This window comes from Microbacterium sp. Nx66 (assembly GCF_904066215.1).
Classification (GTDB): domain Bacteria; phylum Actinomycetota; class Actinomycetes; order Actinomycetales; family Microbacteriaceae; genus Microbacterium; species Microbacterium meiriae.
Map to the genome: position 1 here is coordinate 2,611,916 of NZ_LR880474.1, position 21,727 is coordinate 2,633,642.

Here is a 21,727-nt window from a genome sequence, read left to right on the forward strand (position 1 = left end):
GACGGGGAGGATGTCATCATGCCCGGCCCCTATCCCAGAGAGTTCCGCGAGGACGTCGTTGCGGTTGCTCGCAGCCGCGAGAGCGGCGTCACCATCAAACAGATCGCCGCCGACTTCGGTATCAGCGAAGCGATGTTGCAGAACTGGCTCCGTCAAGCCGACGTCGAAGACGGTAACCGTCCCGGCCAGACCGCCGCGGACGCCGCCGAGGCGCGGGAGTTGAAGAAGCGGATCCGGTTGCTCGAGCAGGAGAACGAGGTCCTCCGCCGTGCGGCGGCGTATCTGTCGCAGGCGAACCTGCGGCTTGGTGGCTCCCCAAAATGACGTACCCGCTCGTATCTGAGCTCGCCGACGCGGGGATCCCCGTGACGGTGTCGTGCCGGGTTCTCAAGCTCGCCCGCCAGCCCTACTACCGGTGGCGCAACGACCCCGTCCGGGACGCTGACGTGCTCCGCGCATATCGGATCAACGCGCTGCATGATGCGCACCACGAGGACCCGACGTTCGGCTACCGATACCTCGCCGACGAGGCCCGCCGAGCAGGGTGGCGGATGAGCCGGCGGACGGCGTGGAAGCTGTGCTCGCAGGCGGGGATTCTCTCGTCCGCGCAACGCCGGCGACGCGGGAAGGGGAAGAAGGCCGGGCCGCCCGTGTTCGACGACCACGTCCAGCGCGTGTTCCGCGCCGATGCACCGAACCGGCTCTGGCTCACGGACATCACGGAGCACTGGACGAGCGAAGGCAAGCTCTACTGCTGCGCGATCAAGGACGTGTTCTCCAACCGAATCTTCGGGTACTCGATCTCAGATCGGATGACCGCGAAACTCGCCGTAGACGCCGTCCGAAATGCTGTCGCGCGCCGCGGTGAGGTCGCCGGCTGCATCCTGCACGCCGACAGGGGCAGCCAGTTCCGCAGCCGCGCGATGGCCCGCGAGTTGCGCCGCCACGACATGGTCGGATCGAAGGGAAGAGTCGGCGCTGCGGGGGACAACGCGGCCATGGAGTCGTTCTGGTCACTGCTGCAAACGAACGCCCTCAACCAGCAACGGTGGGCGACCCGGCAGAGCTGCGACTCGCCATCGTCGTTTGGATCGAGCGGAAGTACCACCACCAGCGCGCCCAGGACACCCTCGGCGGCTTGACGCCCATCGAGTTCGAAGCCAAGCTAGCCGAGCCGCTCACACTCGCGGCCTAAACCGAACCTGTCACCAGTTCGTTCCTCACGCCCGTGGGCTGTTCTGGAGCCGTTGATGCCGGTGCCGGTCGGCAGGTCGCGGCCGTGGACGGATCATCGTCTCGCGGTCGAGGGCATGGCCTGGAAGTACCGCACGGGGGCGACCTGGCGGGATGTGCCGGAGCGGTTCGGGAAGTGGAACTCGATCTACAAGCGGTTCGCGCGGTGGGCCGAGGACGGCACCTGGGAGAGGCTGCTCGCCGAGGTGCAGAAGCAGTCGGACGAGGCCGGCAAGCTCGACTGGGTGGTGTCGATCGACTCGACGATCGCGCGCGTGCACCAGCATGGCGCGACCCTCAGCCGCGACACAGGGGGCTGTGTCGAATCACAAGAATCCGCGGGAAGAGCCGCCTGATCACGGGATCGGCCGCTCCCGTGGCGGGTTGACGAGCAAGGTGCATCTCGTCTGCGACGGGCGTGGACGTCCGCTGAGCTGGGTGATCACCGGCGCGAACATCAACGACACCACGATGATGACCGCCACACTCGAGCAGATCCACGTCCCTCGAGCTGTCGGCCGTCCGAGGCGGCGCCCGGATCGGGTGCTCGCCAACAAGGGCTACCCGTCGAAGAAGAACAGGGCGTGGCTGCGGGAGCGGAAGATCGCCGCGACGATCCCGGAACGCGACGACCAGATCGCGCACCGCCGCAGGAAGCCTGGCCGGCCCATCGACTTCGGGGAAGCCCAGCAGGAGCGCTACAAGGGACGCAACGTCGTCGAGCGCTGCTTCAACAAACTCAAGCAATGGCGCGGCATCGCGATGCGCTCAGACAAGACAGCCCGCTCCTACCGCGCCGCAATCGCTCTCGCCGCCACGCTGATCTGGATCAAGACCGACTTAATCCACACGCCCTAGATGCAGATAGAGATTCATCTCTCCGAACTCGTCGACCGCGGACCCGAGAAGTGCGTCGCTAGCGATCAGCAATGATGTGTATGCCTCGACCATGTCCGCAGTCGACGCGTTGCGCGGAACCGACAGGGCGATGCGCTCGGCTAAAGACATTCGCGACGAAGTTCGATTACGTCCGTCCCCTCCAGAGGGCGGGCGCGGCCGAGCGGGGATCGTGTACCCCTCGCTGATGCCGAGAAATTCGCGGTTCGAGCTCGCGTAGTCGCGCGCTCTGTCAAAGGCAGCGAAGTTGAACCACTCGGTATGCCCGGCGATGTTTGCGGACATCCTGAAGCGCGAGTCGGATAACGCGCGGTGTAGCGTCTCCTCGGTCCACTTGGCTCTCACCTCGCTGCTGATGTCGAATACGAGCGACCTCGCAAAATCTGTCTGAGCACGAGGCTGGATCCCGGCCCAGCGCAACCGAGGGTTCGTCGCGAGGCCAACCTTGAACCGCTCATGCGAGGCGTGTACCAGGAAGTACAGGTGCTGGTTCCGAGCCATGCGGTGCGCCATACCGCGGTCGTCCGCCGCAGGGGACGCTACCGGGGGACGGAAGGCATCGTCGAACAACGAATCGGTGCGGGTAACGATCGCTGCCAATCAGCCTGCGCCACGTACCTCAAGAGTGTGCACCGTGAAGAGCTTTACCTCTTCGTCCATTCCAATGTGACGCTCTCTGCGGCACCGTCGATAGTCGTCACTCGCTTGCCGTGGCCCACCGGGTGGATTCTGACCACCATGAGCGTCTCGACCAGGAGACGTCGTCGAGCTAGAGTCGCGGCATCCCACCAAGCTCGGACGTCGTCGACAAGAGCCAGCTCAGCCAGCGGATCATTCAGAACAGCGCGCGCTATCTGGTCGTCGATCGTCTGCAGCTCGCCCGCGATACTCATCAGGCTCTCGTCTGCATCGGTGTCAGTCATCAGCCCGCGCGCGACAAAGCTCGCAATCGACTGCCGGCGGCGCTTCAACGCTTCGCGTGTCGAGTTCAGCATCGCGACGTCGATTGACTCTGAACGCGGTGCCACCAAGTCAGCCGCGTCCTTCTCCGCGAGGCGCGCGATGCAGACCTCTGAGACGTACTGGTCGATGATGTCGCCGTTGCGCATGAAGTGACCATTCGGGCACCGATACGCGTGGTAGCGACGCGACGGTGCCGCGCCGCCGCCACCCTTGCGTGCTGTGGGATGGGTCTCGCCGCTGGCTGAACGGACGGAGCGCGAACATATCGCGCACACAGCGAGCCCGGATAGGAGCCATTTTCGTGCGGTCCCGCTGTGGTTCGGTCGCACGCCGATCAGGCGTCCACGACTTGCAACTATCTGTTCGCGCTCAATGATGGGTTCCCATGCGCCCGGCGTGCAGGCCTCAAGGTCGATGGCGGTCGCGTCAAACTCGCCCGTCGGCTGAGCTGGTGGGAGGAGCGCCGCGTACAGCGGGTTCAGCAGGACCCGTCGAACTGTCGTTGACTGCCAGCGAACGCCTCGACGCGTCAGCCTGTTAGCCTCGCTGAGGTCTCGAGCGATCTGAGCAAGCGGCGCGCCTGCGAGGAACTCGCGGAAGATCTGTCGAACGTCTGCTGCTTCGGCGTCGTTGACTCTGTACCTCGTGCCGGCAGAATCTCGTTCGATGCTCGGCACCCAGCTGTACCCGTGCGGGGGCTTGCCTGGCGTGGGATGCCCCGCGAGCCGCCGCCCCACGGCATAGCGAGCAGCTCTCTCCGTCTTGATTCGGACCTCGCGTTCAGCGAGAAGCACGAGCTGCTTGAGCATGAAGTCATCGAGCTCAGTGTCGATGCCCTCGCGGATCACGACGACTCGGATGTTGCGGCGCGGCGGTCGTATGTCGAGCACGTCGACAAGGCTGCGTGTGATGCGGGACGTCTCGGTGACGATCATGGTGTCGAACACGCCAGCGTCAAACGCTTTCAGCATTGCTGACCACGCGGTCTTCGGTCCTCGCTCCTTGGAGGCGGACGTGTCGTTATCCTGGTGTTCCGAGACGACGCGCCATCCACGGCGCTGCACTTCTGCGCGACAGTCGTCGAGCTGCTGAGCGATGCCTTGATCTTCGTCAACCGACTGCCTGGCGTAGATGGCAACGCGCGGGGCATGGATGTCTGCAGAGGGCATAGCGCCATCCTGGCAGAGTATGCCTTTGCCGACGACGGCGGCCATCGTGGTGATGGCGTACTCGGCGGTCGCCGCGCCGGTGTCGTCCCCGAAGAGAGCGCGAGCGCGGCGTCGGTTCAGGGTGGGAAGGGTGTCGTTCATCTTCGGTACCTCTTTCTTCATCGGTGTGGAGGGGGTCGTCAGGTCGGCAGCGGTGTGGCGGCGAACACGCTGAGCAGCAGCGGTGCCACGCCGAGCAGGAGGAACGCCGGCAGTGTGCAGACGCCGAGCGGAAGCAGCAGGCGCGTGGAGAGCCGAGCAGCGCGAAGACGACCGTGGACCCGTGCGCGGTGCCGGTCCTGCGCCGCGGTCGCGCGGAGGAGCTCGACGGCGGGGACGCCGGCCGCACGGGAGAGATCGAGCACCTCTTGCACACGGTCGCGTCCGGCCGCATCGACCACCCTCGTCTCTGCCACCAGTTCGACAGCGCGGTCGATCGGTGCGCCTCCCGCCAACGCCACCCCCACGAGCTCCGCAGCCATCCCCGGGGTCCCCGGCTGCGGCCGCGCGCGGCGCAGCAGAGCCTGCGTCCAGAGCCGGGCGAGGACGACGAACAGCAGACCGGTGACGACGCAGGCGGCCCCCAGAGGGTTCCCGACGATGACGCCCCAGGCGTCGAATCCCAGCGCGACGCCGAGCAGCAGACCGGCCAACGGCATCCAGAGCAGCAGGCGCGCCGTGCCCGCAGGCTCGGCGAGCGCGACCCGCACGTCGTCAGCCGCGGATGCGGCGTCGCGCAGAGCCTCGGCGATCGAGCGCAGCACATCGGCCAGTGGGGCCCCGACGGTGGTGGCGATCTCCCACGCCGCCGCCAACTCCGTCCACATCCCGCCCTGCTCCTCGATCGCGGAGATCAACGGCACACCCTTTTCCGTTCGTGCCAGCACCGCCACGGCCACCGGGTCTCCGGTGCTCGCCAGATGACGCCAGGCGACGAGCGGGACCGCGCCGGCCTGGAGCAGCACGGCGAGCGTCTGCACGGAATCGGCGACGTCGGATCCCTGCTCCGCCGACGGTGCGTGCGCGACGAGCCTCACCACGGCTGCACCTCCTCGATCGCGAGACGATCCCTCGCCATCACGAGCCGGCCGGCCTTCGCGAGTCGCCGCGTCCCGCCCGGCGCCCGCTCGAGATGGAGCACCATGGTGAACGCGCTCACAGCCTGACGCCCGAGGGCCACCGCGTCCATACCGGCGAGCGCTCCCAGCGCCTCCAGCCGCGCCGGCACGTCGGCCAGGCCGCTCGCGTGCAGTGTGCCGGCCCCGCCGTCGTGTCCGGTGTTGAGAGCAGTGAGGAGTTCTCGTACCTCCTCGCCCCGGCACTCTCCCACCACGAGCCGATCCGGTCGCATCCGCAGGGACTCCCGCACCAGCCGCGCGAGATCGATCCCACCCGCTCCTTCCAGATTGGCCTGACGCGCCTCCAGCGCCACGTGGTGCGGATGCCGGGGTCTGAGCTCCGCCACGTCTTCGATGGTGACGATCCGCTCACCGGGTGGGGCGGCGGAAAGGAGCGCCGACAGCAGCGTCGTCTTTCCGGTTCCCGTCCCCCCGGTGAGGAGGAGGTTCGCCCGGTCGCGCACGAGTCCGCCGAGCCATCGCTGCTGCCGGGCGTCGAAGGCTCCGCGTTCCGCCAGGGCGTCGAGGTCAGCCGCGTGTACGCGTGGAACCCGGATAGAGATGGCGGTGCCCTGCGCCGCGATAGGGGCCAATGCGGTATGCACGCGCACCCCGGAACCGAGCCGCACATCGACGCACGGCGTCTGGTCATCGAGATGGCGGCCGCCGAGGGCCACGAGGGCGACGGCGAGCTCACGGACTTCGCGCTCCGTGGCGCGCCAGGACGGCACGCGCTCCGCGCCGCTTCCCCGGTCCACGAACAGCGTGTCCGCGCCGTTCACGAACAGGTCCGTGACGTCCTCGTCGAGGAAGGCGGCGAGCGGAGCGAACGCCGGCTCGTTCCGGAGCGCCTCCTGCGGGGCGCGCACCGGATCCGCGGGCCCTGAGGGCCGCGGGTGGATGACGAATCGATCGGGCATACGGCGACGCTAGGCGGCCTGCGGAGCTCAGCCAGCGGACGTGCGTGGGCGCTCACAGAGGATGTGCACAACCCCACGGACCGATCCGCAGTGGAGGAGCGGGCGGAGGGCATCGAACCGGAGAGAGCGCTCCCATGAGAAAGGGCGGCACCTCACGGGGGGAATGAGATGCCGCCCACGGCGGCTCTCGATCGGGGGAATCGGGCGCGCCAGGGCCGGAATGAGATTTCGGCTGTCGTCGAGTGTACGCAAGGCGACCGTCCTGACAAAACCCATCCGAGTACCGACTTTCGGCAGTATTCGGCGGTCAGGGGCGGGGATAGATTCGCCCTGACCTGGTCGCACTCCCCCTGCGGCCATGCCTGCATGACCCGAACGCCGCAAAGGAGCGCCTGCCGATGAGCAGTCAGATCGATCACCTTCTCGACGAGACCCGGCGCTTCGCGCCGTCGGAGGAGTTCGCCGCCCAATCCGTCGCCTCGCAGGAGCTCTACGAGCGCGCAGCCGCGGACCGGGAGGGCTTCTGGGCCGACCAGTCACGCGAGCTCGTGCACTGGCACAAGCCCTTCACGCAGGTCCTCGATTGGAGCAACCCGCCCTTCGCCAAGTGGTTCGACGACGGCGAGCTCAACGTCGCGTACAACTGCCTCGACCGTCACGTCGAGGCCGGCAACGGCGACCGCGTCGCGCTGTACTGGGAGGGCGAGCCCGGAGACAGCCGTCGCATCACCTACGCCGAGCTGACCGACGAGGTCAAGCGCGTCGCGAACGTGCTCGAGGGGCTCGGCATCGGTCAGGGCGACCGGGTCGCGATCTACCTACCGATGATCCCAGAGGCGATCGCCGCGATGCTCGCCGTGGCCCGCGTCGGCGCGATCCACTCGGTCGTCTTCGGCGGCTTCAGCGCGGACAGCCTGCGCTCCCGGATCGACGACGCCGGCGCCAAGCTCGTCATCACCGCGGACGGGGGCTACCGCAAGGGCCGCGTCTCGGCGCTGAAGCCGGCGGTCGACCAGGCCCTGGCCGACCGCGGCGAGGGCGAGCAGCAGACCGTCGAGCACGTGCTCGTGGTCAAGCGCGGCGAGAACGACGTGGAGTGGACGGACGGCCGTGACCTGTGGTGGCACGACGTCGTTCCCGCGGCCTCGGCCGACCACACCGCCCAGGCCTTCCCGTCCGAGAACCCGCTCTTCATCCTCTACACCTCGGGCACGACGGGGAAGCCGAAGGGCATTCTGCACACCTCCGGCGGCTACCTCACCCAGGCGGCGTACTCGCACAAGAACGTCTTCGACCTGAAGCCGGAGACCGACGTCTACTGGTGCACCGCCGACATCGGCTGGATCACCGGACACAGCTACGTCACCTACGGACCCCTCGCCAACGGCGCGACCCAGGTGCTGTACGAAGGCACCCCGGACACCCCGCACCCGGGCCGCTGGTGGGAGCTCATCGAGAAGTACAAGGTCTCGATCTTCTACACGGCCCCGACCGCGATCCGCTCCTTCATGAAGATCGGCCGGAGCGTCCCGCAGAAGTTCGACCTGTCGTCGCTGCGTCTGCTCGGCTCGGTCGGAGAGCCCATCAACCCCGAGGCGTGGATGTGGTACCGCGAGGTCATCGGCGCCGGCACTGCCCCCATCGTCGACACCTGGTGGCAGACCGAGACCGGCGCGATCATGGTGTCCGCCCTCCCCGGCGTGACCGCCACGAAGCCGGGCTCCGCGCAGGTGCCGCTGCCGGGCATCTCGATCGACGTGGTGGACGAGCAGGGCGTCGAGGTCGGTAACGGCAACGGCGGTCTCCTCGTGGTCACGGAGCCCTGGCCGAGCATGCTGCGCGGCATCTGGGGCGACCCCGAGCGCTTCCGCGAGACGTACTGGGAGAAGTTCGAGGACAAGGGCTACTACTTCGCCGGCGACGGCGCCCGCCTCGACGAGGACGGCGACCTCTGGCTGCTCGGCCGGGTCGACGACGTGATGAACGTCTCCGGCCACCGGTTGTCGACCGCGGAGATCGAGTCCTCCCTCGTGGCACACGAGGCCACCGCCGAGGCCGCCGTCGTCGGCGCATCGGACGAGACCACCGGTCAGGCGGTCGTGGCGTTCGTCATCATCAAGGAGAGCTACCTCTCCGCCCACGACCCGGCCGGACTCGCGCAGCAGCTGCGGCTCTGGGTGGGCGAGCAGATCGGCGCGATCGCGCGTCCCCGCGACGTGTACATCGTGGGCGAGCTGCCGAAGACCCGCTCCGGGAAGATCATGCGACGCCTGCTGCGCGACGTCGCCGAGGGCCGCGAGGTCGGTGACACCACGACGCTCGCCGACACCGCCGTGATGAGCATCATCTCCGCCCAGGTCAAGTAACGCGAGACCCCGGGTTCACGTCGAGACCCCCTGCTGCAGATGTCTGCAGCAGGGGGTCTCGACGTTTGCGCGGGGTCTCGGCGGGCCGGGCGCGGGGACTACGCGAGGCGGAACGTGACCTCGACCTCGACGGGGCTGCCGAGCGGAAGCTCCGCGACACCGACAGCAGCGCGAGCGTGCCGTCCCTCCTCGCCGAAGATCTCGCCGAGCACCTCGCTCGCGCCGTTGATGACGGCAGGCTGTCCGGTGAAGCCCTCCGCAGAGCCGACGAAGCCGCCGACGCGGACCACACCGGCGATCCGATCCACACCGCCCGCGACATCGGCGGCCGCGGCGAGCGCGTTCAGGGCGCACGTCCTGGCGTACGCCTTCGCGTCCTCGGCGGAGACCTCCGCGCCGACCTTGCCGGTCGCGGGGAGGGCGCCGTCGACGAAGGGGAGCTGGCCCGACGTGTAGACGAGTCCGCCGTGCACGACCGCCGGCACGTAGGCGGCGACCGGAGCGGCGACGGCGGGCAGCTCGATGCCGAGCTCGGAGAGACGGGCGGCGACACTCATGCCTGGCCTCCCTCGAACTGGCGCGAGGCCTCGGCGGCGGCGGCGAGACCGGCGTTGGCCGAGCCGTCCGTCGTCACGGGGCGCTTGAAGTAGGCGACCAGACCGCCTTCGGGACCCTGCACCACCTGGACGAGCTCCCAGCCCTGCTTGCCCCAGTTGTTGAGGATGGCCGCGGTGTTGTGGATCAGCAGCGGCGTGGTGAGGTACTCCCACGTGGTCATGGCACTCCTGTCGATCAGGGCGCGTCCAGGGCAGACCGGGCCGCGCTCATCAAAGCCGGTATTCAGGGAACTCCCCTACGATCAAGCGTATGCCCCAAAAGAACCGCACGGTGAAGGGCGTGCTCGGCGGTCTCGTCGGGCTCGTCGGACTGAGCGCCATCGCCGGTCTGCTGGTCACCGCCAGCGTCACCCCCGTCCTCGCGATGACCGGCGTCGCCGGCTCCACGGCACTGACGATCTTCGATGAGCTGCCCGAGGTGCTCAAGGTCGACACCCCGATGGAGCAGTCGACGATCTACGCGACCAACCCCGAGGGCAAGCCGGTCGTGCTGGCGTCGTTCTACGAGCAGAACCGCGTGCCGGTCACCTACGAGCAGGTCGCACCGGTCCTCTACGACGCGATCCTCTCCAGTGAGGACAAGAACTTCTACACCCACGGCGGCGTCAACCTCGGCGCGACCGTGAAGGCCCTCGTCGACAACGTGCGGGGCACCTCCAGCCGCGGCGCCTCGACGATCAGCCAGCAGTTCGTGAAGAACGTCCGCATCCAGCAGTGCGAGCAGAACGTCAACACGGCTTCCGAGACGTATGCGGACGAGCTGCAGCAGTGCTGGCAGGACGCCACCAACGCCTCCGGTGTGGACGGCATCGAGCGCAAGCTCCAGGAGATGCGCTACGCCATCCAGATCGAGAAGGACTACTCGAAGAACGACATCCTCCTCGGGTACCTGAACATCGCGAACTTCGGCGGTACCGTCTACGGGATCGAGGCCGCCGCGCGCTACTACTTCTCGACGTCGGCGGCGAAGCTCACCGTCGGCCAGGCGGCGACGCTCGCCGGCATCGTGCAGAACCCGAACACGTACCGCATCGACAAGCCCGGCGGGACGTACACGACCGACGACGGCGTCGCGCACAACTCCGCTGAGGACGGCTACAAGGACGCCAAGGATCGCCGCGACTACGTGCTCGGCCGCATGCTCACCGACGGCAAGATCACCCAGGCCCAGCATGACGAGGCGAAGGCCGCGGCGATCGAGCCCGCCATCAAGGTCCCCACCCAGGGGTGCGCGGCCGCCGGCCGCAACGCGTACTTCTGCCAGTACGTGAAGTCGATCGTCGAGAACGACGAGGCGTTCGGTGCGGACATCCAGGAGCGCCGTGACCTCCTGCGCCGCGGTGGCCTGAAGATCTACACCACGCTGGACTTCCGCGTGCAGGACCCGGCGGCCGAGGAGATGGCCAACGTCGTCCCCGCGAACTTCGACAACAAGTACTTCGGCGCTGCCGGCGTCTCGATCGAGGTCGGCACGGGCCGCATCCTCTCCATCACGCAGAACACGAAGTTCTCGGAGACCCCGACCACCGACCAGCAGTACTCGTCGCTCGTCTTCGCCGGTGACCAGAAGTACGGCAAATCCGGCGGCTTCCAGGTCGGGTCGACCTACAAGCTCTTCACGCTCATCGACTGGCTCGAGAAGGGCCACTCCGTGCGGGAGAACCTGAACGGAACCGTGCAGACCAATCTGCAGATCCCGGTCTGCGGCAGCCCGCAGTCGACGGACACCGCGAAGATCGGCAACTTCGGCCGCAGCCGCGGCTATCCGGGGACGCCGATGACGTTCACCGCGCAGTCGCTCAACAGCGGGTACTTCGCGATGGCCTCCAAGCTCGACGTCTGCGACATCAACAAGGTCGCCGACAAGATGGGCGTCACCCTGGCCAGCGGCGAGAAGGTCACGGAGGAGAACGTCCCCTACGACGTCCTCGGCCCGAAGAACATCTCCCCCATCGCGATGGCCAACGCCTACGCGACGGTCGCCAGCGGCGGCACGTACTGCACGCCCCGCGCCATCGACAAGGTGATCGACGCCGAGGGCAAGGAGCGTCCGCTTCCCAAGGCGTCCTGCACCGAGGGCGTGCTCTCGAAGGAGGTCGCGGCGACCGCGGCCTATGCACTGCAGGGCGTCATGGCCGGCGGCGGCACCGGCGCGCGAGCCAACCCGTTCGACGGCACCCCGCTGATCGGCAAGACCGGGACACACGACCTGTGGTCGACCATGATGATCGAGTCCAGCACCAAGGTCGCGACCGCGGTCTGGGCCGGCCGCTCGAACGGCAACCACGACAACGTGTTCAACGTCTGGACCGGCAGTCACCTGCTCAACGAGGTGCGGTACCCCCTCGCGAGGGCCGCGCAGCATGCCGCGAACCAGGCGTACGGCGGCGACCGGTTCCCGGAGCCGGACGGCAACCTCATCCGACAGATCCGGGTCGACGTGCCGGATGTCGTCGGGCAGACCGTCGAGGAGGCGACCGCGACCCTCGAGCGCGCCGGTTTCGATGTCTCCGTGGGCGCCCCCGTGGACAGCGACAAGGCGACGAACATCGTCGTCGAGCAGAACCCGTCCGGTCAGGCGGCTGCCGGAGCCACGATCACGATCTCGCCCAGCAACGGCAAGGGCGCGACCGTCCCCGACGTGACGGGGCAGAGTCCGACCGAGGCGAACGCCGCCCTCGTCGCCGCCGGCTTCACGACGGTCGAGCGAGAAGGATCCTGCAACGCGGAAGGGGCGACCGTGACCGCGACGACCCCCGCTGCGAACTCCGCGGCCACGAAGGCCACGCCGATCCGAGTGTCGTGCAAGTAGGCGCGTCCCGCGCGGCGCACCCGGCCCTCATCGCGCTCGGCGCGGTGGGGGCCGTCGGTGCGGCCGCGGCGATCTGGGGTATCGGCATCGAGCGGTATCTGTTCACGGTGCGGGAGGTCTCGGCAGAGGCGCTTCCGACGGGCGCGGCGCCGCTGCGCATCCTGCATCTCTCCGATGCGCACATGGCGCCCTGGCAGCACCGGAAGCAGGACTGGCTCGCGTCCCTGGCCGACCTGAAGCCCGACCTCATCGTCAACACGGGCGACAACCTCGGGCACGAAGAGGGCTTGCAGGGCATCCGCCGGGCGTTCGCTCCCTTCGCCGGTATTCCCGGGGTGTTCGTGCACGGCTCCAATGACGTCAACGGCCCCTCCCCCCGGAATCCGCTGCGGTACTTCTCCGGACCGTCGCAGAAGCACCGCGAGCCCACGCTGCTCGACACGGCAGCGATGGACCGCTACTTCACGGACGAGCTCGGCTGGGCCGACCTGAACAACACGGCGACGCGCCTCACGGTGCGGGGCGCCGCCGTCGACCTGTTCGGCGTCGACGACGCCCACCGCGACTGGGAGCGGCTGGACGTGCTGCCTGCGGCCCTCGAGGCGCTGGGCCCCCGAACGGATGCGACGCCGGTGCTCGGAGTCACGCACGCGCCGTATCAGCGCGTGCTCAACGGTTTCGTCGACCTCGGCGCGGACGCCATCCTCGGCGGGCACACGCACGGCGGGCAGGTCTGCCTCCCCGGCTTCGGGGCCATCGTGGCCAACTGCGACATCCCACTGAAGCAGGCCAAGGGGCTCAGCACCTGGACGCACGGCGACCGTTCCGTACCCCTGAACGTCAGCGCCGGCTGCGGACACTCGATCTACGCGCCGGTCCGCTTCGCGTGCCGCCCCGAGGCGACACTGCTCACCCTGACCCCGCGCGCCTGACTCGCGAGACGGATCCGCCACGCGGGTGGGAGGGCTCGATTCGGTGCTGGAGGCATTTCGCTGTAGACTCGGAGGGTTGCAAAACGGGGTGTGGCGCAGCTTGGTAGCGCGCTTCGTTCGGGACGAAGAGGTCGCAGGTTCAAATCCTGTCACCCCGACCAGTGACACGAGAAGGCCGCCCGCAGGGGCGGCCTTCTCTGTATCGGGATGTCGTGCGAGAGGGGAACGCATGGGGAGGCTCCTGCCACCGCCGCGACGTTCGACGCGCCTGTGGGCCGTCGCCCTCGGACTCCCCTTCCTCATCGGGGTGGCCCTCCTCACCCTCACGCCTGCCCGCGTGGAGCAGACGATGCCCAATCTGCTCGATCTCCTGCTTCGCGCTGTCCAGCGGCTCGGCTGGACGAGCCTGGACTTCACGCGCCTCGAGGTGCTGGCGAACATCGCCGTCTTCATCCCCGTCGGCGTCCTCGCCTTCCTGCTCGTCCCCCGTCGTACGTGGCCGCTGTCGCTGCTCGTCGGCCCCGCGCTGTCCCTCGCCATCGAGACCGCGCAGTATGTCGCCCTCCCCCATCGCGCTGCGACCGTGAGCGACGTGGTGGCCAACTCCACCGGCGCGACCATCGGCGTCGTCCTCGCGATATTCTGCACGCTGCTCGCCGCCACACCGTCCTCCCGGCCGCGAACACCTACAGTGGAGGCATCATGACATCGCCCTCTCTCGTCGCCTTCGACCTCGATGACACGCTCGCGCCGTCCAAGGGCACGATCGACCCGCAGATCGCCGCGCTTCTGGGTGAGCTGCTGCGGTCGGTGGAGGTCGCGATCATCTCCGGCGGCAACGAGGCGCAGTTCCGCTCGCAGGTCGTCGCTCAGCTCGCGGATGCCGATCCGGAGGCGCTCGCCCGCCTGCACCTGCTGCCGACATGCGGCACGCGCTACCTGCGGCATGACGGCACCGACTTCGTCGCGGTGTACGCGCATGACCTGAGCGACGACGAGAAGACCGCCGCCCTCACCGCCCTGCGCGAGGAGGCGGAGCGCCTCGGACTGTGGGAGGCGGAGCCCTGGGGGGAGATCCTGGAAGACCGCGGCTCGCAGATCACGTTCTCCGCGCTCGGTCAGCAGGCGCCGCGCGACGCGAAGCACGCGTGGGATCCGACGGGCTCGAAGCGCGGAGCCCTCCGCGATGCCGTGGCCGCACGGCTCCCGGGCCTCGAGGTGCGTTCGGGCGGCTCGACCTCGATCGACATCACCCGCGCGGGGATCGACAAGGCGTTCGGCATGCGGCAGCTCGCCACCCACACCGGCATCGACCTGACCGCGATGCTCTTCTACGGCGACCGCCTCGACGAGGGCGGCAACGACTACCCCGTCCTCGCGCTCGGAGTGCCGTCGGTGGCCGTCGAGGGCTGGGAGGACACGGCCGCCCGCCTGCAGGAGCTGCTGCCGACCCTCTCCACCCGGGTCTGACACGCTCGCCCGCACGACTTCGGCACGCCTGCACGACGGGAGGGCGGAGTCCGTCGTGCAGGCGTGACCTGGCCGTGCAGGTGGGTCAGTGCACCTCGATGCCGGCGGCGCGGGAGACGGGCACCAAGCGCGTGAGCTGGGTCACGTGGGCCGGCTCGAGCTCCGCGAGCGACGCGACGCCGAGCAGCCGCATCGTGCGCTCGATCTCGCTGCGCAGGATGGCGATCGTGCGGTCGACGCCCTGCCGTCCGCCCGCCATCAGGCCGTAGAGGTACGCGCGGCCGATCAGCGTGAAGTCGGCGCCCAGCGCGACGGACGCCACGATGTCGGCGCCGTTCATGATCCCGGTGTCGATCATGACCGTGAAGTCGTCGCCGACCGCACGACGGACCTCGGGCAGGAGGTGGAACGGGATGGGCGCGCGGTCGAGCTGACGGCCGCCGTGGTTCGACAGGACGATGCCGTCCACGCCCGCATCCCGCAGGCGCACGGAGTCCTCGACGTTCTGCACGCCCTTGATGACGATCTTGCCGGGCCAGATGTCGCGGATGACGGCGAGGTCGTCGTAGCTGATGGTCGGATCCATCGCCGCGTCGAGGAGCTCGCCCACGGTGCCGCCGGTCGTGCTCAGCGACGCGAACTCCAGCTTCGGGGTGGTCAGGAAGTCGAACCACCACCACGGCCGCGGGATCGCGTTGATGATCGTGCCGAGCGTGAGCTGCGGCGGGATGCTGAAGCCGTTGCGCTTGTCACGGAGACGGGCACCGGCGACCGGGGTGTCGACGGTGAACTGCAGGGTGTCGAAGCCGGCGGCCGCGGCACGACGGGCGAGCTCGTAGGAGATCTCGCGGTCACGCATCACGTAGAGCTGGAACCAGTTCCGACCGGGCACGGGCCCCTGCGGCTCCCGGATCGTCGCTGCCTTGACGTCCTCGATCGACGTCGTCCCGAGGGTGGACAGTGTGAACGGGATGCCCGCGGCGGCCGCGGCTCCGGCGCCCGCGACCTCGCCCTCCGTCTGCATGAGACGGGTGAAGCCGGTCGGCGCGATGCCGAACGGGAGCGCGGAAGGACCGCCGAGGATGTCGACGGCCGTGTCGACGTCCGGGGCCGGCTTGAGGATCCCGGGGTGGAACTCGACGTCCTGGAACGCCTGGCGTGCTCTGCTCAGCGACAGCTCACCCTCGGCGGCACCGTCCGTGTAGTCGAAGGCGGCCTTCGGCGTGCGGCGCTTGGCGATCTTCCGCAGGTCGTCGATGGTGAGCGCGGCGTCGAGGCGCCGCTTGCGCCCGTCGAGCTCCGGCTTCTTGAACTTCATGAGCTCCAACAGCTCGGCGGGGTTGGGGAGCTGGCGCTGGACCATGTTCTGCCTCTCAGTTCTGCGGTGTGATGGCACGGGTGAGACCCGCGGCGGTGTAGTAGCCGGTGATATGGGTGCGGACGAGACGGCGGGCGGTGTCGGCGTCGCCGTCGTCGATCGCCGCGACCAGAGCGCGGTGCTCGGAGCGCAGGCGGGCGGCCATCCGATCCCAGTCGTCGACGGTCGCGGCCCCGGCGAGCACGTAGGACTCGATGGAGGAACGGAGCCCCGCCATCATCGCCGCGATGACCGTGTTGCCGCTGCCCTCGGCGAGGGAGAGATGCAGCTGCGCATCGAGGGCCAGGAACTCGGCCGGCGTGAGGGCACCGTCATCCATCGCGGTGAGCAGCTCGTGGGCCCGGGAGGTGTCGCGGTCCGAGGCGGCGGCCATGGCCTCGACGACCGCGTCCTCCAGCACGAGACGCGTGCGGACCACGTCGTCGAGCGGGAAGCCCTGCGCGGCCACCTGGAGCCGCAGGAGCGCGGACATGCCGCCGGTGGGGGTGGCGATGACGATGGCGCCCGACTGGGGGCCGGAGCCGGTCGCGGTGCGGATGAGCCCGAGCACCTCGAGCACCCGGAAGGCCTCCCGCACGCTCGATCGCCCGACGCCGAGGTCGCTGGCGAGGTCGCGCTCCGACGGCAGCCGGTCGCCCGGGCCGAGGCGACCGTCGAGCAGATCACGCTCGATGTGCTCGAGCACGAGTCGCCATGCACGCGCCGGCTGCTCCGTCATCCCGCCTCCTGTGGTCAGACCACAGGTTAGCGCGTGTGGTCAGACCACGCAATGCGGGACCGCTGCACCGCCGGCCCACCCCTTTTCGTGCGTCCCGGCCGCTTGCGTACGCGCGCAGAGGGGTGGGTCGACCGGAAGGGGGTGGGTCGGAGGTGGGATCAGCCGAGACGGCCGCCGGACTCCTCCAGGTAGCAGGTGCCGCACAGCGACTCGTAGGTCGTGAGTTCGGGCGAGGAAGAACCGTCGGCGCCCTCGTCGATCGCGACCTGGTCGCCGTCGAACACGAACCGGCCGCCGACCACCCGGCCGTTGAACACCGCCTTGCGCCCGCAGCGACAGATCGTCTTCAGTTCCTCGAGCGAGTGCGCGATGGCGAGGAGCCGGGCCGATCCGGGGAAGGCGTGCGTGCGGAAGTCGTTGCGGATCCCGTAGGCCATCACCGGGATGCCGTCCTCCACCGCGATCCGGAAGAGGTCGTCGATCTGGGTCGGCGTCAGGAACTGCGCCTCGTCGACGAGCAGGCAGGCCACGTCGACGGGCCCCGTCGGGATGAGCTCCTCCTCCGTCGACCGACGCATGCGCTCCCGATGGATCGCGAAGAGCGCGCGGGCGTCGTCTTCCGGTCCGATGAGGACGTCGACCGGACGCGTGACCCCGAGGCGGCTCTCGATCTCCCCCGCACCCTTGGTGTCGATCGCGGGCTTGGCGAGCAGCACGTGCTGGCCGCGCTCCTCATAGTTGTAGGCAGCCTGCAGGAGGGCGGTAGACTTGCCCGAGTTCATCGCGCCGTAGCGGAAGTAGAGCTTCGCCACGGTCCCGGGTCAGGCGTTGATGCCGAGGACGGCGGCAGTGGCGGTGGTGGACTCCTCCGCGAGCTCCGCGTCACCGTTGAGCTTCCGGCCGAAGGTGGGGATGAGTTCGCGCAGCTGCGACTCCCAGCCCGGGTACTCGCCGGGGAAGCACTTCTTCAGCAGGTCGAGCATGATCGGCACGGCCGTGGAGGCGCCGGGCGACGCACCGAGGAGGCCCGCGATCGAGCCGTCACCGGCCGCGACGACCTCGGTTCCGAACTGGAGCACGCCGCCCTTCTTCGGGTCCTTCTTCATGACCTGGGCGCGCTGACCGGCGTCGATGAGCGTCCAGTCCTCGTCCTTCGCGGTGGGCATGAAGGTGCGGAGGCTGTCGACCTTCTTGCGGTGATTCTTCATCAGCTCGCTGATGAGGTACGTGATGAGGTCGGGGTTCGCGAAAGCCACCCGCAGCATCGGCCAGAGGTTGTGCGGACGGACCTGCGTGACGATGTCGAGCATCGACCCGTTCTTGAGGAACTTGGGGCTGAACGTCGCGAACGGGCCGAACATGAGCGAGGCCTCGCCGTCGACGACACGCGTGTCGAGGTGTGGGACCGACATCGGCGGGGCGCCGACCGAGGCCTGCGAGTAGACCTTGGCCTTGTGCTGCGCGACGATCTTCGGGTTGGTCGTCTTGAGGAACTGTCCACCGATCGGGAAGACGCCGTAGCCCTTGATCTCGGGGATGCCGGAATTCTGCAGGAGCTTGAGCGCCCACCCGCCCGCGCCGACGAACACGAACTTCGCCTTGATCTCGTTCGGAGTGCGGCCGATCGTGGTGCGGTACTTGATGAGCCAGGTGCCGTCCTTCTGACGCGTGAGCGACTTGACCTCGTGGTTCGTGCGGACCGAGACGCCCGAGTCGCGGAGGTGGCCGAAGAGCTGGTGCGTGAGCGCACCGAAGTCGACGTCCGTGCCGGCGGGCACCCGGGTGGCCGCGAACGGCTCACCCTTGCGGCGCTTCTGCATGAGCAGCGGCGCCCACTGGTTGATGACGCGGGAGTCCTCGCTGTACTCGATGCCCGCGAACAGCGGCTGCTCCTTGAGCACCTCGTAACGCTTCTTGAGGTACGCCACGTCCTTCTCGCCGCGCACGAACGTCATGTGCGGCGTCGCGTTGATGAAGGTCGACGGCTCGTCCAGCACGCCCTTCTCGACGAGGGAGGACCAGAACTGGCGGCTCTGCTGGAACTGCTCGTTGATCGAGATCGCCTTGGCGGGGTCGAGCGGCGCGTCACCCTGCTGCGGCATGTAGTTCAGCTCGCACAGCGCGGCGTGCCCGGTCCCGGCGTTGTTCCAGGGATTCGAGCTCTCCTGCGCCACGTCCGACAGCCGCTCGAAGGCGACGATCTTCCAGTCCGGCTGCAGCTCGTGCAGCAGGGTACCCAGGGTGGCGCTCATGATGCCACCGCCGATCAGGACGACATCGACGTTTTCAGTCACCCGAACAGTCTAGTTCGCGGGCAGGACACCGCAGACCATGCGGCCGTCAGGAGACCGGGGCGAGACGCTCCGCGAGCACCTCGGCGATCTGCACCGCGTTCAGCGCCGCCCCCTTGCGGAGGTTGTCGTTGCTGATGAAGAGCACGAGGCCCTTGCCCTCCGGAGCCGACTGGTCGGCGCGGATGCGGCCCACGAAGCTCGGGTCCTTGCCCGCGGCCTGCAGCGGGGTCGGCACCTCGTCGAGCACGACACCGGGCGCCGCGCTCAGCACTTCCCTGGCGCGGTCGGGCGTCAGATCGCGGGAGAACTCGGCGTGGATCGACAGCGAGTGGCCCGTGAACACCGGCACCCGGACGCACGTGCCGGCGACGCGGAGGCCGGGCAGCTCGAGGATCTTCCGGCTCTCGTTGCGGAGCTTCTTCTCCTCGTCGGTCTCGTTGTCCCCGTCGTCCACGAGGTTGCCCGCGAGCGGGATCACGTCGAAGGCGATCGGGGCGACGTACTTCTCGGGCTCGGGGAAGTCGACCGCGGAGCCGTCGTGGACCAGGCGGAGGGTGTCGCCCTGCGCGAGCACGCCCTCGACCTGGCCGAGCAGCTCCTGCGCGCCGGCGAGTCCGGAGCCGGACACCGCCTGGTAGGTCGACACGATCAGGCGCTCGAGGCCGGCCTCGGCGTCGAGGACCTTCAGCACCGGCATCGCGGCCATCGTGGTGCAGTTCGGGTTGGCGATGATGCCCTTGGGGCGGTCGTCGATCGCGTGCGGGTTGACCTCGCTGACGACGAGCGGGACCTCGGGGTCCATGCGCCAGGCGCTGGAGTTGTCGACGACCACGGCGCCGGCCTCGGCGAAGCGCGGCGCGTATGCCCGGCTGGCGGTGGCACCGGCGGAGAACAGGGCGATGTCGATGCCCGACGGGTCGGCCGCCTCGACGTCTTCCACGATCACCGTCTGCCCACCGAACTCGATCGCCGTGCCGGCGGAACGCGCCGACGAGAACAGCCGCAGCTCGCGGATCGGGAACGAACGCTCCGCGAGAATCTCGCGCATCACGGTGCCCACCTGGCCGGTGGCGCCGACGATGGCGACGGAGAGTCCTGATTCGGAGATGCGGGTCATGATGTTCCTTGGCTTCGTGCGGTACGGCGTACGAGGCTTCGGGCGCGGCGTCGGGATGCTGAGGCTGCGCCTGGCGCCGGTGTCAGGGTTTCCGCGAGTCTATCGCGCCACGCTCCCCTCGGCTCTCCTCGTACGCCGCTCGCGAGAGCAGGCTGACACGCGAGCACAGGCGAGCGTGGACGACAGAGCCTGCGCCCGCGCGAAAGCCTGCGGTGGCGCGGGTGCGGGAGATCAGGCAGACCCGCGGAAACAGGCGAGCGCGCGACAGCAGGCGAGCGTGGGCAGCACGGCCTGAACAGGCGCGAAAGCCTGCGCTGGCGGGAGAAGAGGGAGCTCGTGAGGGGGTCAGCGACCGGTGCCGGCGTGGACCGTGGCCTCCGCGTCGCCGTCGAGGCCGTAAGCGGTGTGCACCGTGCGGGCGGCCTCCGTGAGATCGGTGTCGCGGAGCACGACCGAGATGCGGATCTCCGAGGTGGAGATCATCTCGATGTTGATGCCGCCGGCGGACAGGGCCTCGAACAGGGTCGCCGAGACGCCGGAGTGCGTGCGCATGCCCGCGCCGACCACGGACAGCTTGCCGATCTGGTCGTCGTGGATGAGGTTCTGGAAGCCGACCTCGGTCTGCTCGCCGGCGAGGGCCTTGAGCGCCGCAGCGGCATCGGCCTTGGGAACCGTGAAGGAGATGTCGGTGCGTCCCGTCGCCGACACGTTCTGGACGATCATGTCGACGTTGGCGCCGGACTTCGCGACGATCTTGAAGATCTCGGCGGCCTTACCAGGGACGTCCGGCACCCCGGCGACGGTGATCTTGGCCTGGCTGAAGTCGGTGGCGACGCCGGCGACGATCGGTTCTTCCATGACTGCTCCCTCGGCTTCGCGAGGGTTCTTCATGCCCTCGCCCAGAACGTATGTGCCCTCGGCCGACGAGAACGTCGACCGGGCGTGGATGAGGACACCGTGCCGGCGGGCGTACTCCACGGCACGGATGTAGAGGACCTTGGCACCGTTGGCGGCGAGCTCCAGCATCTCCTCGCTGGAGACGTGGTCGAGCTTCTGCGCCTTCGGGATCACCCGCGGGTCGGCCGTGAAGATGCCGTCGACGTCGCTGTAGATCTCGCAGACATCGGCGGACAGCGCGGCCGCCAGCGCGACCGCCGTCGTGTCCGACCCGCCGCGGCCGAGCGTGGTGATGTCGCGGGTATCGCGGTTGAAGCCCTGGAAGCCCGCGACGATGACGATCGCGCCCTCGTCGAGCGCCTCGCGGAGCCGGACGGGCGTGACGTCGACGATGCGCGCCGCGCCGTGCTGCGAGTCGGTGATCATGCCGGCCTGGCTGCCGGTGAACGACCGCGCCTCGAAGCCCATGGAGTGGATCGCCATCGCCAGCAGCGCCATCGAGATCCGCTCGCCGCTGGACAGGAGCATGTCGAGCTCGCGCGGAGCCGGGATCGGCGCGACCTCGTTCGCGAGGTCCAGCAGCTCATCGGTCGTGTCGCCCATCGCGCTCACGGCGACGACGACGTCGTGACCGGCGCGACGGGTGTCGACGATGCGCTTGGCGACGCGCTTGATGCTCTCTGCGTCGGCGACGGACGAGCCGCCGTACTTCTGCACGATGAGGGCCACGTTCACTCCCTGGGATGTCGGGCGGATCCGCCCACGGTCATTCTACGATCGGCGCGCA

General features: G+C 68.7%; 18 protein-coding genes, 1 tRNA gene and 1 pseudogene. 8 read left to right on the forward strand and 12 right to left on the reverse strand.

Annotated features, from left to right (window positions below; all coding sequences use genetic code 11):
* The first annotated feature begins 18 nt into the window (after window positions 1–18).
* Both MICNX66_RS12520 and MICNX66_RS12525 read left to right on the forward strand, forming a co-directional pair.
* Window positions 19–1,195, forward strand: a pseudogene (locus MICNX66_RS12520) (IS3 family transposase).
* 7 nt (window positions 1,196–1,202) lie between these two features.
* Window positions 1,203–2,091 (forward strand): IS5 family transposase gene (locus MICNX66_RS12525; RefSeq protein ID WP_442922894.1). Its coding sequence is split into 2 segments (ribosomal slippage): window positions 1,203–1,585 and window positions 1,584–2,091, totalling 891 coding nucleotides; the frame shifts between segments, so codons are not numbered across the junction.
* Here MICNX66_RS12525 and MICNX66_RS12530 read toward each other — a convergent pair.
* From MICNX66_RS12530 to MICNX66_RS12545, 4 genes are read right to left on the reverse strand one after another with little or no spacing between them, the layout of a single operon-like run.
* Complete coding sequence (locus tag MICNX66_RS12530) at window positions 2,074–2,730, reverse strand: GIY-YIG nuclease family protein (protein ID WP_187662148.1); 657 nt, start codon at window positions 2,728–2,730, stop codon at window positions 2,074–2,076. The genes MICNX66_RS12525 and MICNX66_RS12530 overlap by 18 nt on opposite strands.
* A 44-nt stretch (window positions 2,731–2,774) precedes the next feature.
* Window positions 2,775–4,403 (reverse strand): recombinase family protein, encoded by a 1,629-nt coding sequence (locus MICNX66_RS12535; protein WP_187662149.1) that lies wholly within the window; start codon window positions 4,401–4,403, stop codon window positions 2,775–2,777.
* 38 nt (window positions 4,404–4,441) lie between these two features.
* Complete coding sequence (locus MICNX66_RS12540; protein ID WP_187662150.1) at window positions 4,442–5,341, reverse strand: type II secretion system F family protein; 900 nt, start codon at window positions 5,339–5,341, stop codon at window positions 4,442–4,444.
* Window positions 5,335–6,339, reverse strand: coding sequence for a TadA family conjugal transfer-associated ATPase (locus MICNX66_RS12545; protein ID WP_187662151.1), 1,005 nt, complete (start codon window positions 6,337–6,339; stop codon window positions 5,335–5,337). Before MICNX66_RS12545 ends, MICNX66_RS12540 begins: the two co-directional genes overlap by 7 nt.
* Before the next feature lie 398 nt (window positions 6,340–6,737).
* On the opposite strand from MICNX66_RS12545, the gene acs reads away from it, so the two are divergent.
* On the forward strand, window positions 6,738–8,705 hold the full coding sequence (gene acs, locus MICNX66_RS12550; RefSeq protein WP_187662152.1) for an acetate--CoA ligase: 1,968 nt from the start codon (window positions 6,738–6,740) through the stop codon (window positions 8,703–8,705).
* Between the two features lie 98 nt (window positions 8,706–8,803).
* On the opposite strand, the gene MICNX66_RS12555 is transcribed toward acs, so the two are convergent.
* On the reverse strand, window positions 8,804–9,262 hold the full coding sequence (locus tag MICNX66_RS12555; RefSeq protein WP_187662153.1) for a RidA family protein: 459 nt from the start codon (window positions 9,260–9,262) through the stop codon (window positions 8,804–8,806).
* Complete coding sequence (locus tag MICNX66_RS12560; RefSeq protein WP_060921874.1) at window positions 9,259–9,483, reverse strand: hypothetical protein; 225 nt, start codon at window positions 9,481–9,483, stop codon at window positions 9,259–9,261. Before MICNX66_RS12560 ends, MICNX66_RS12555 begins: the two co-directional genes overlap by 4 nt.
* 89 nt (window positions 9,484–9,572) lie before the next feature.
* Here MICNX66_RS12560 and MICNX66_RS12565 point away from each other — a divergent pair, with 89 nt between their 5' ends.
* The 5 genes from MICNX66_RS12565 to MICNX66_RS12585 all read left to right on the forward strand — a co-directional run bounded on the left by MICNX66_RS12565 (window position 9,573) and on the right by MICNX66_RS12585 (window position 14,536).
* Entirely contained in the window at window positions 9,573–12,134 is a 2,562-nt protein-coding gene (locus MICNX66_RS12565; protein ID WP_232089080.1) for a transglycosylase domain-containing protein, read from the forward strand.
* On the forward strand, window positions 12,125–13,066 hold the full coding sequence (locus MICNX66_RS12570; RefSeq protein WP_187662154.1) for a metallophosphoesterase: 942 nt from the start codon (window positions 12,125–12,127) through the stop codon (window positions 13,064–13,066). Before MICNX66_RS12565 ends, MICNX66_RS12570 begins: the two co-directional genes overlap by 10 nt.
* A gap of 84 nt (window positions 13,067–13,150) precedes the next feature.
* Window positions 13,151–13,227 (forward strand) — tRNA-Pro (locus MICNX66_RS12575).
* Between the two features lie 68 nt (window positions 13,228–13,295).
* Complete coding sequence (locus tag MICNX66_RS12580) at window positions 13,296–13,772, forward strand: VanZ family protein (protein WP_187662155.1); 477 nt, start codon at window positions 13,296–13,298, stop codon at window positions 13,770–13,772.
* Window positions 13,769–14,536, forward strand: a complete 768-nt coding sequence (locus MICNX66_RS12585; RefSeq protein WP_187662156.1) for an HAD-IIB family hydrolase — start codon at window positions 13,769–13,771, stop codon at window positions 14,534–14,536. Before MICNX66_RS12580 ends, MICNX66_RS12585 begins: the two co-directional genes overlap by 4 nt.
* An 85-nt stretch (window positions 14,537–14,621) precedes the next feature.
* Here the strand turns inward: MICNX66_RS12585 and MICNX66_RS12590 are convergent, their stop codons facing one another.
* From MICNX66_RS12590 to MICNX66_RS12615, 6 genes are all read right to left on the reverse strand, one after another.
* Window positions 14,622–15,899, reverse strand: coding sequence for an alpha-hydroxy acid oxidase (locus tag MICNX66_RS12590; RefSeq protein ID WP_187662157.1), 1,278 nt, complete (start codon window positions 15,897–15,899; stop codon window positions 14,622–14,624).
* 10 nt (window positions 15,900–15,909) lie between these two features.
* Complete coding sequence (locus MICNX66_RS12595; RefSeq protein WP_187662158.1) at window positions 15,910–16,632, reverse strand: FadR/GntR family transcriptional regulator; 723 nt, start codon at window positions 16,630–16,632, stop codon at window positions 15,910–15,912.
* 158 nt (window positions 16,633–16,790) lie between these two features.
* Window positions 16,791–17,444, reverse strand: coding sequence for a thymidine kinase (locus MICNX66_RS12600; protein ID WP_187662159.1), 654 nt, complete (start codon window positions 17,442–17,444; stop codon window positions 16,791–16,793).
* A gap of 9 nt (window positions 17,445–17,453) precedes the next feature.
* The gene (locus MICNX66_RS12605; RefSeq protein WP_187662160.1) at window positions 17,454–18,926 is read right to left on the reverse strand and encodes a malate:quinone oxidoreductase; all 1,473 of its coding nucleotides are present in this window, start codon (window positions 18,924–18,926) and stop codon (window positions 17,454–17,456) included.
* A 46-nt stretch (window positions 18,927–18,972) separates the two neighbouring features.
* A complete protein-coding gene (locus MICNX66_RS12610; RefSeq protein ID WP_187662161.1) occupies window positions 18,973–20,043 on the reverse strand; it encodes an aspartate-semialdehyde dehydrogenase in 1,071 nt (356 codons plus the stop codon).
* A gap of 345 nt (window positions 20,044–20,388) precedes the next feature.
* Window positions 20,389–21,669: an aspartate kinase gene (locus MICNX66_RS12615; RefSeq protein WP_025104257.1), complete on the reverse strand. Its 1,281-nt coding sequence runs from the start codon at window positions 21,667–21,669 to the stop codon at window positions 20,389–20,391.
* Between the last annotated feature and the right edge of the window lie 58 nt (window positions 21,670–21,727).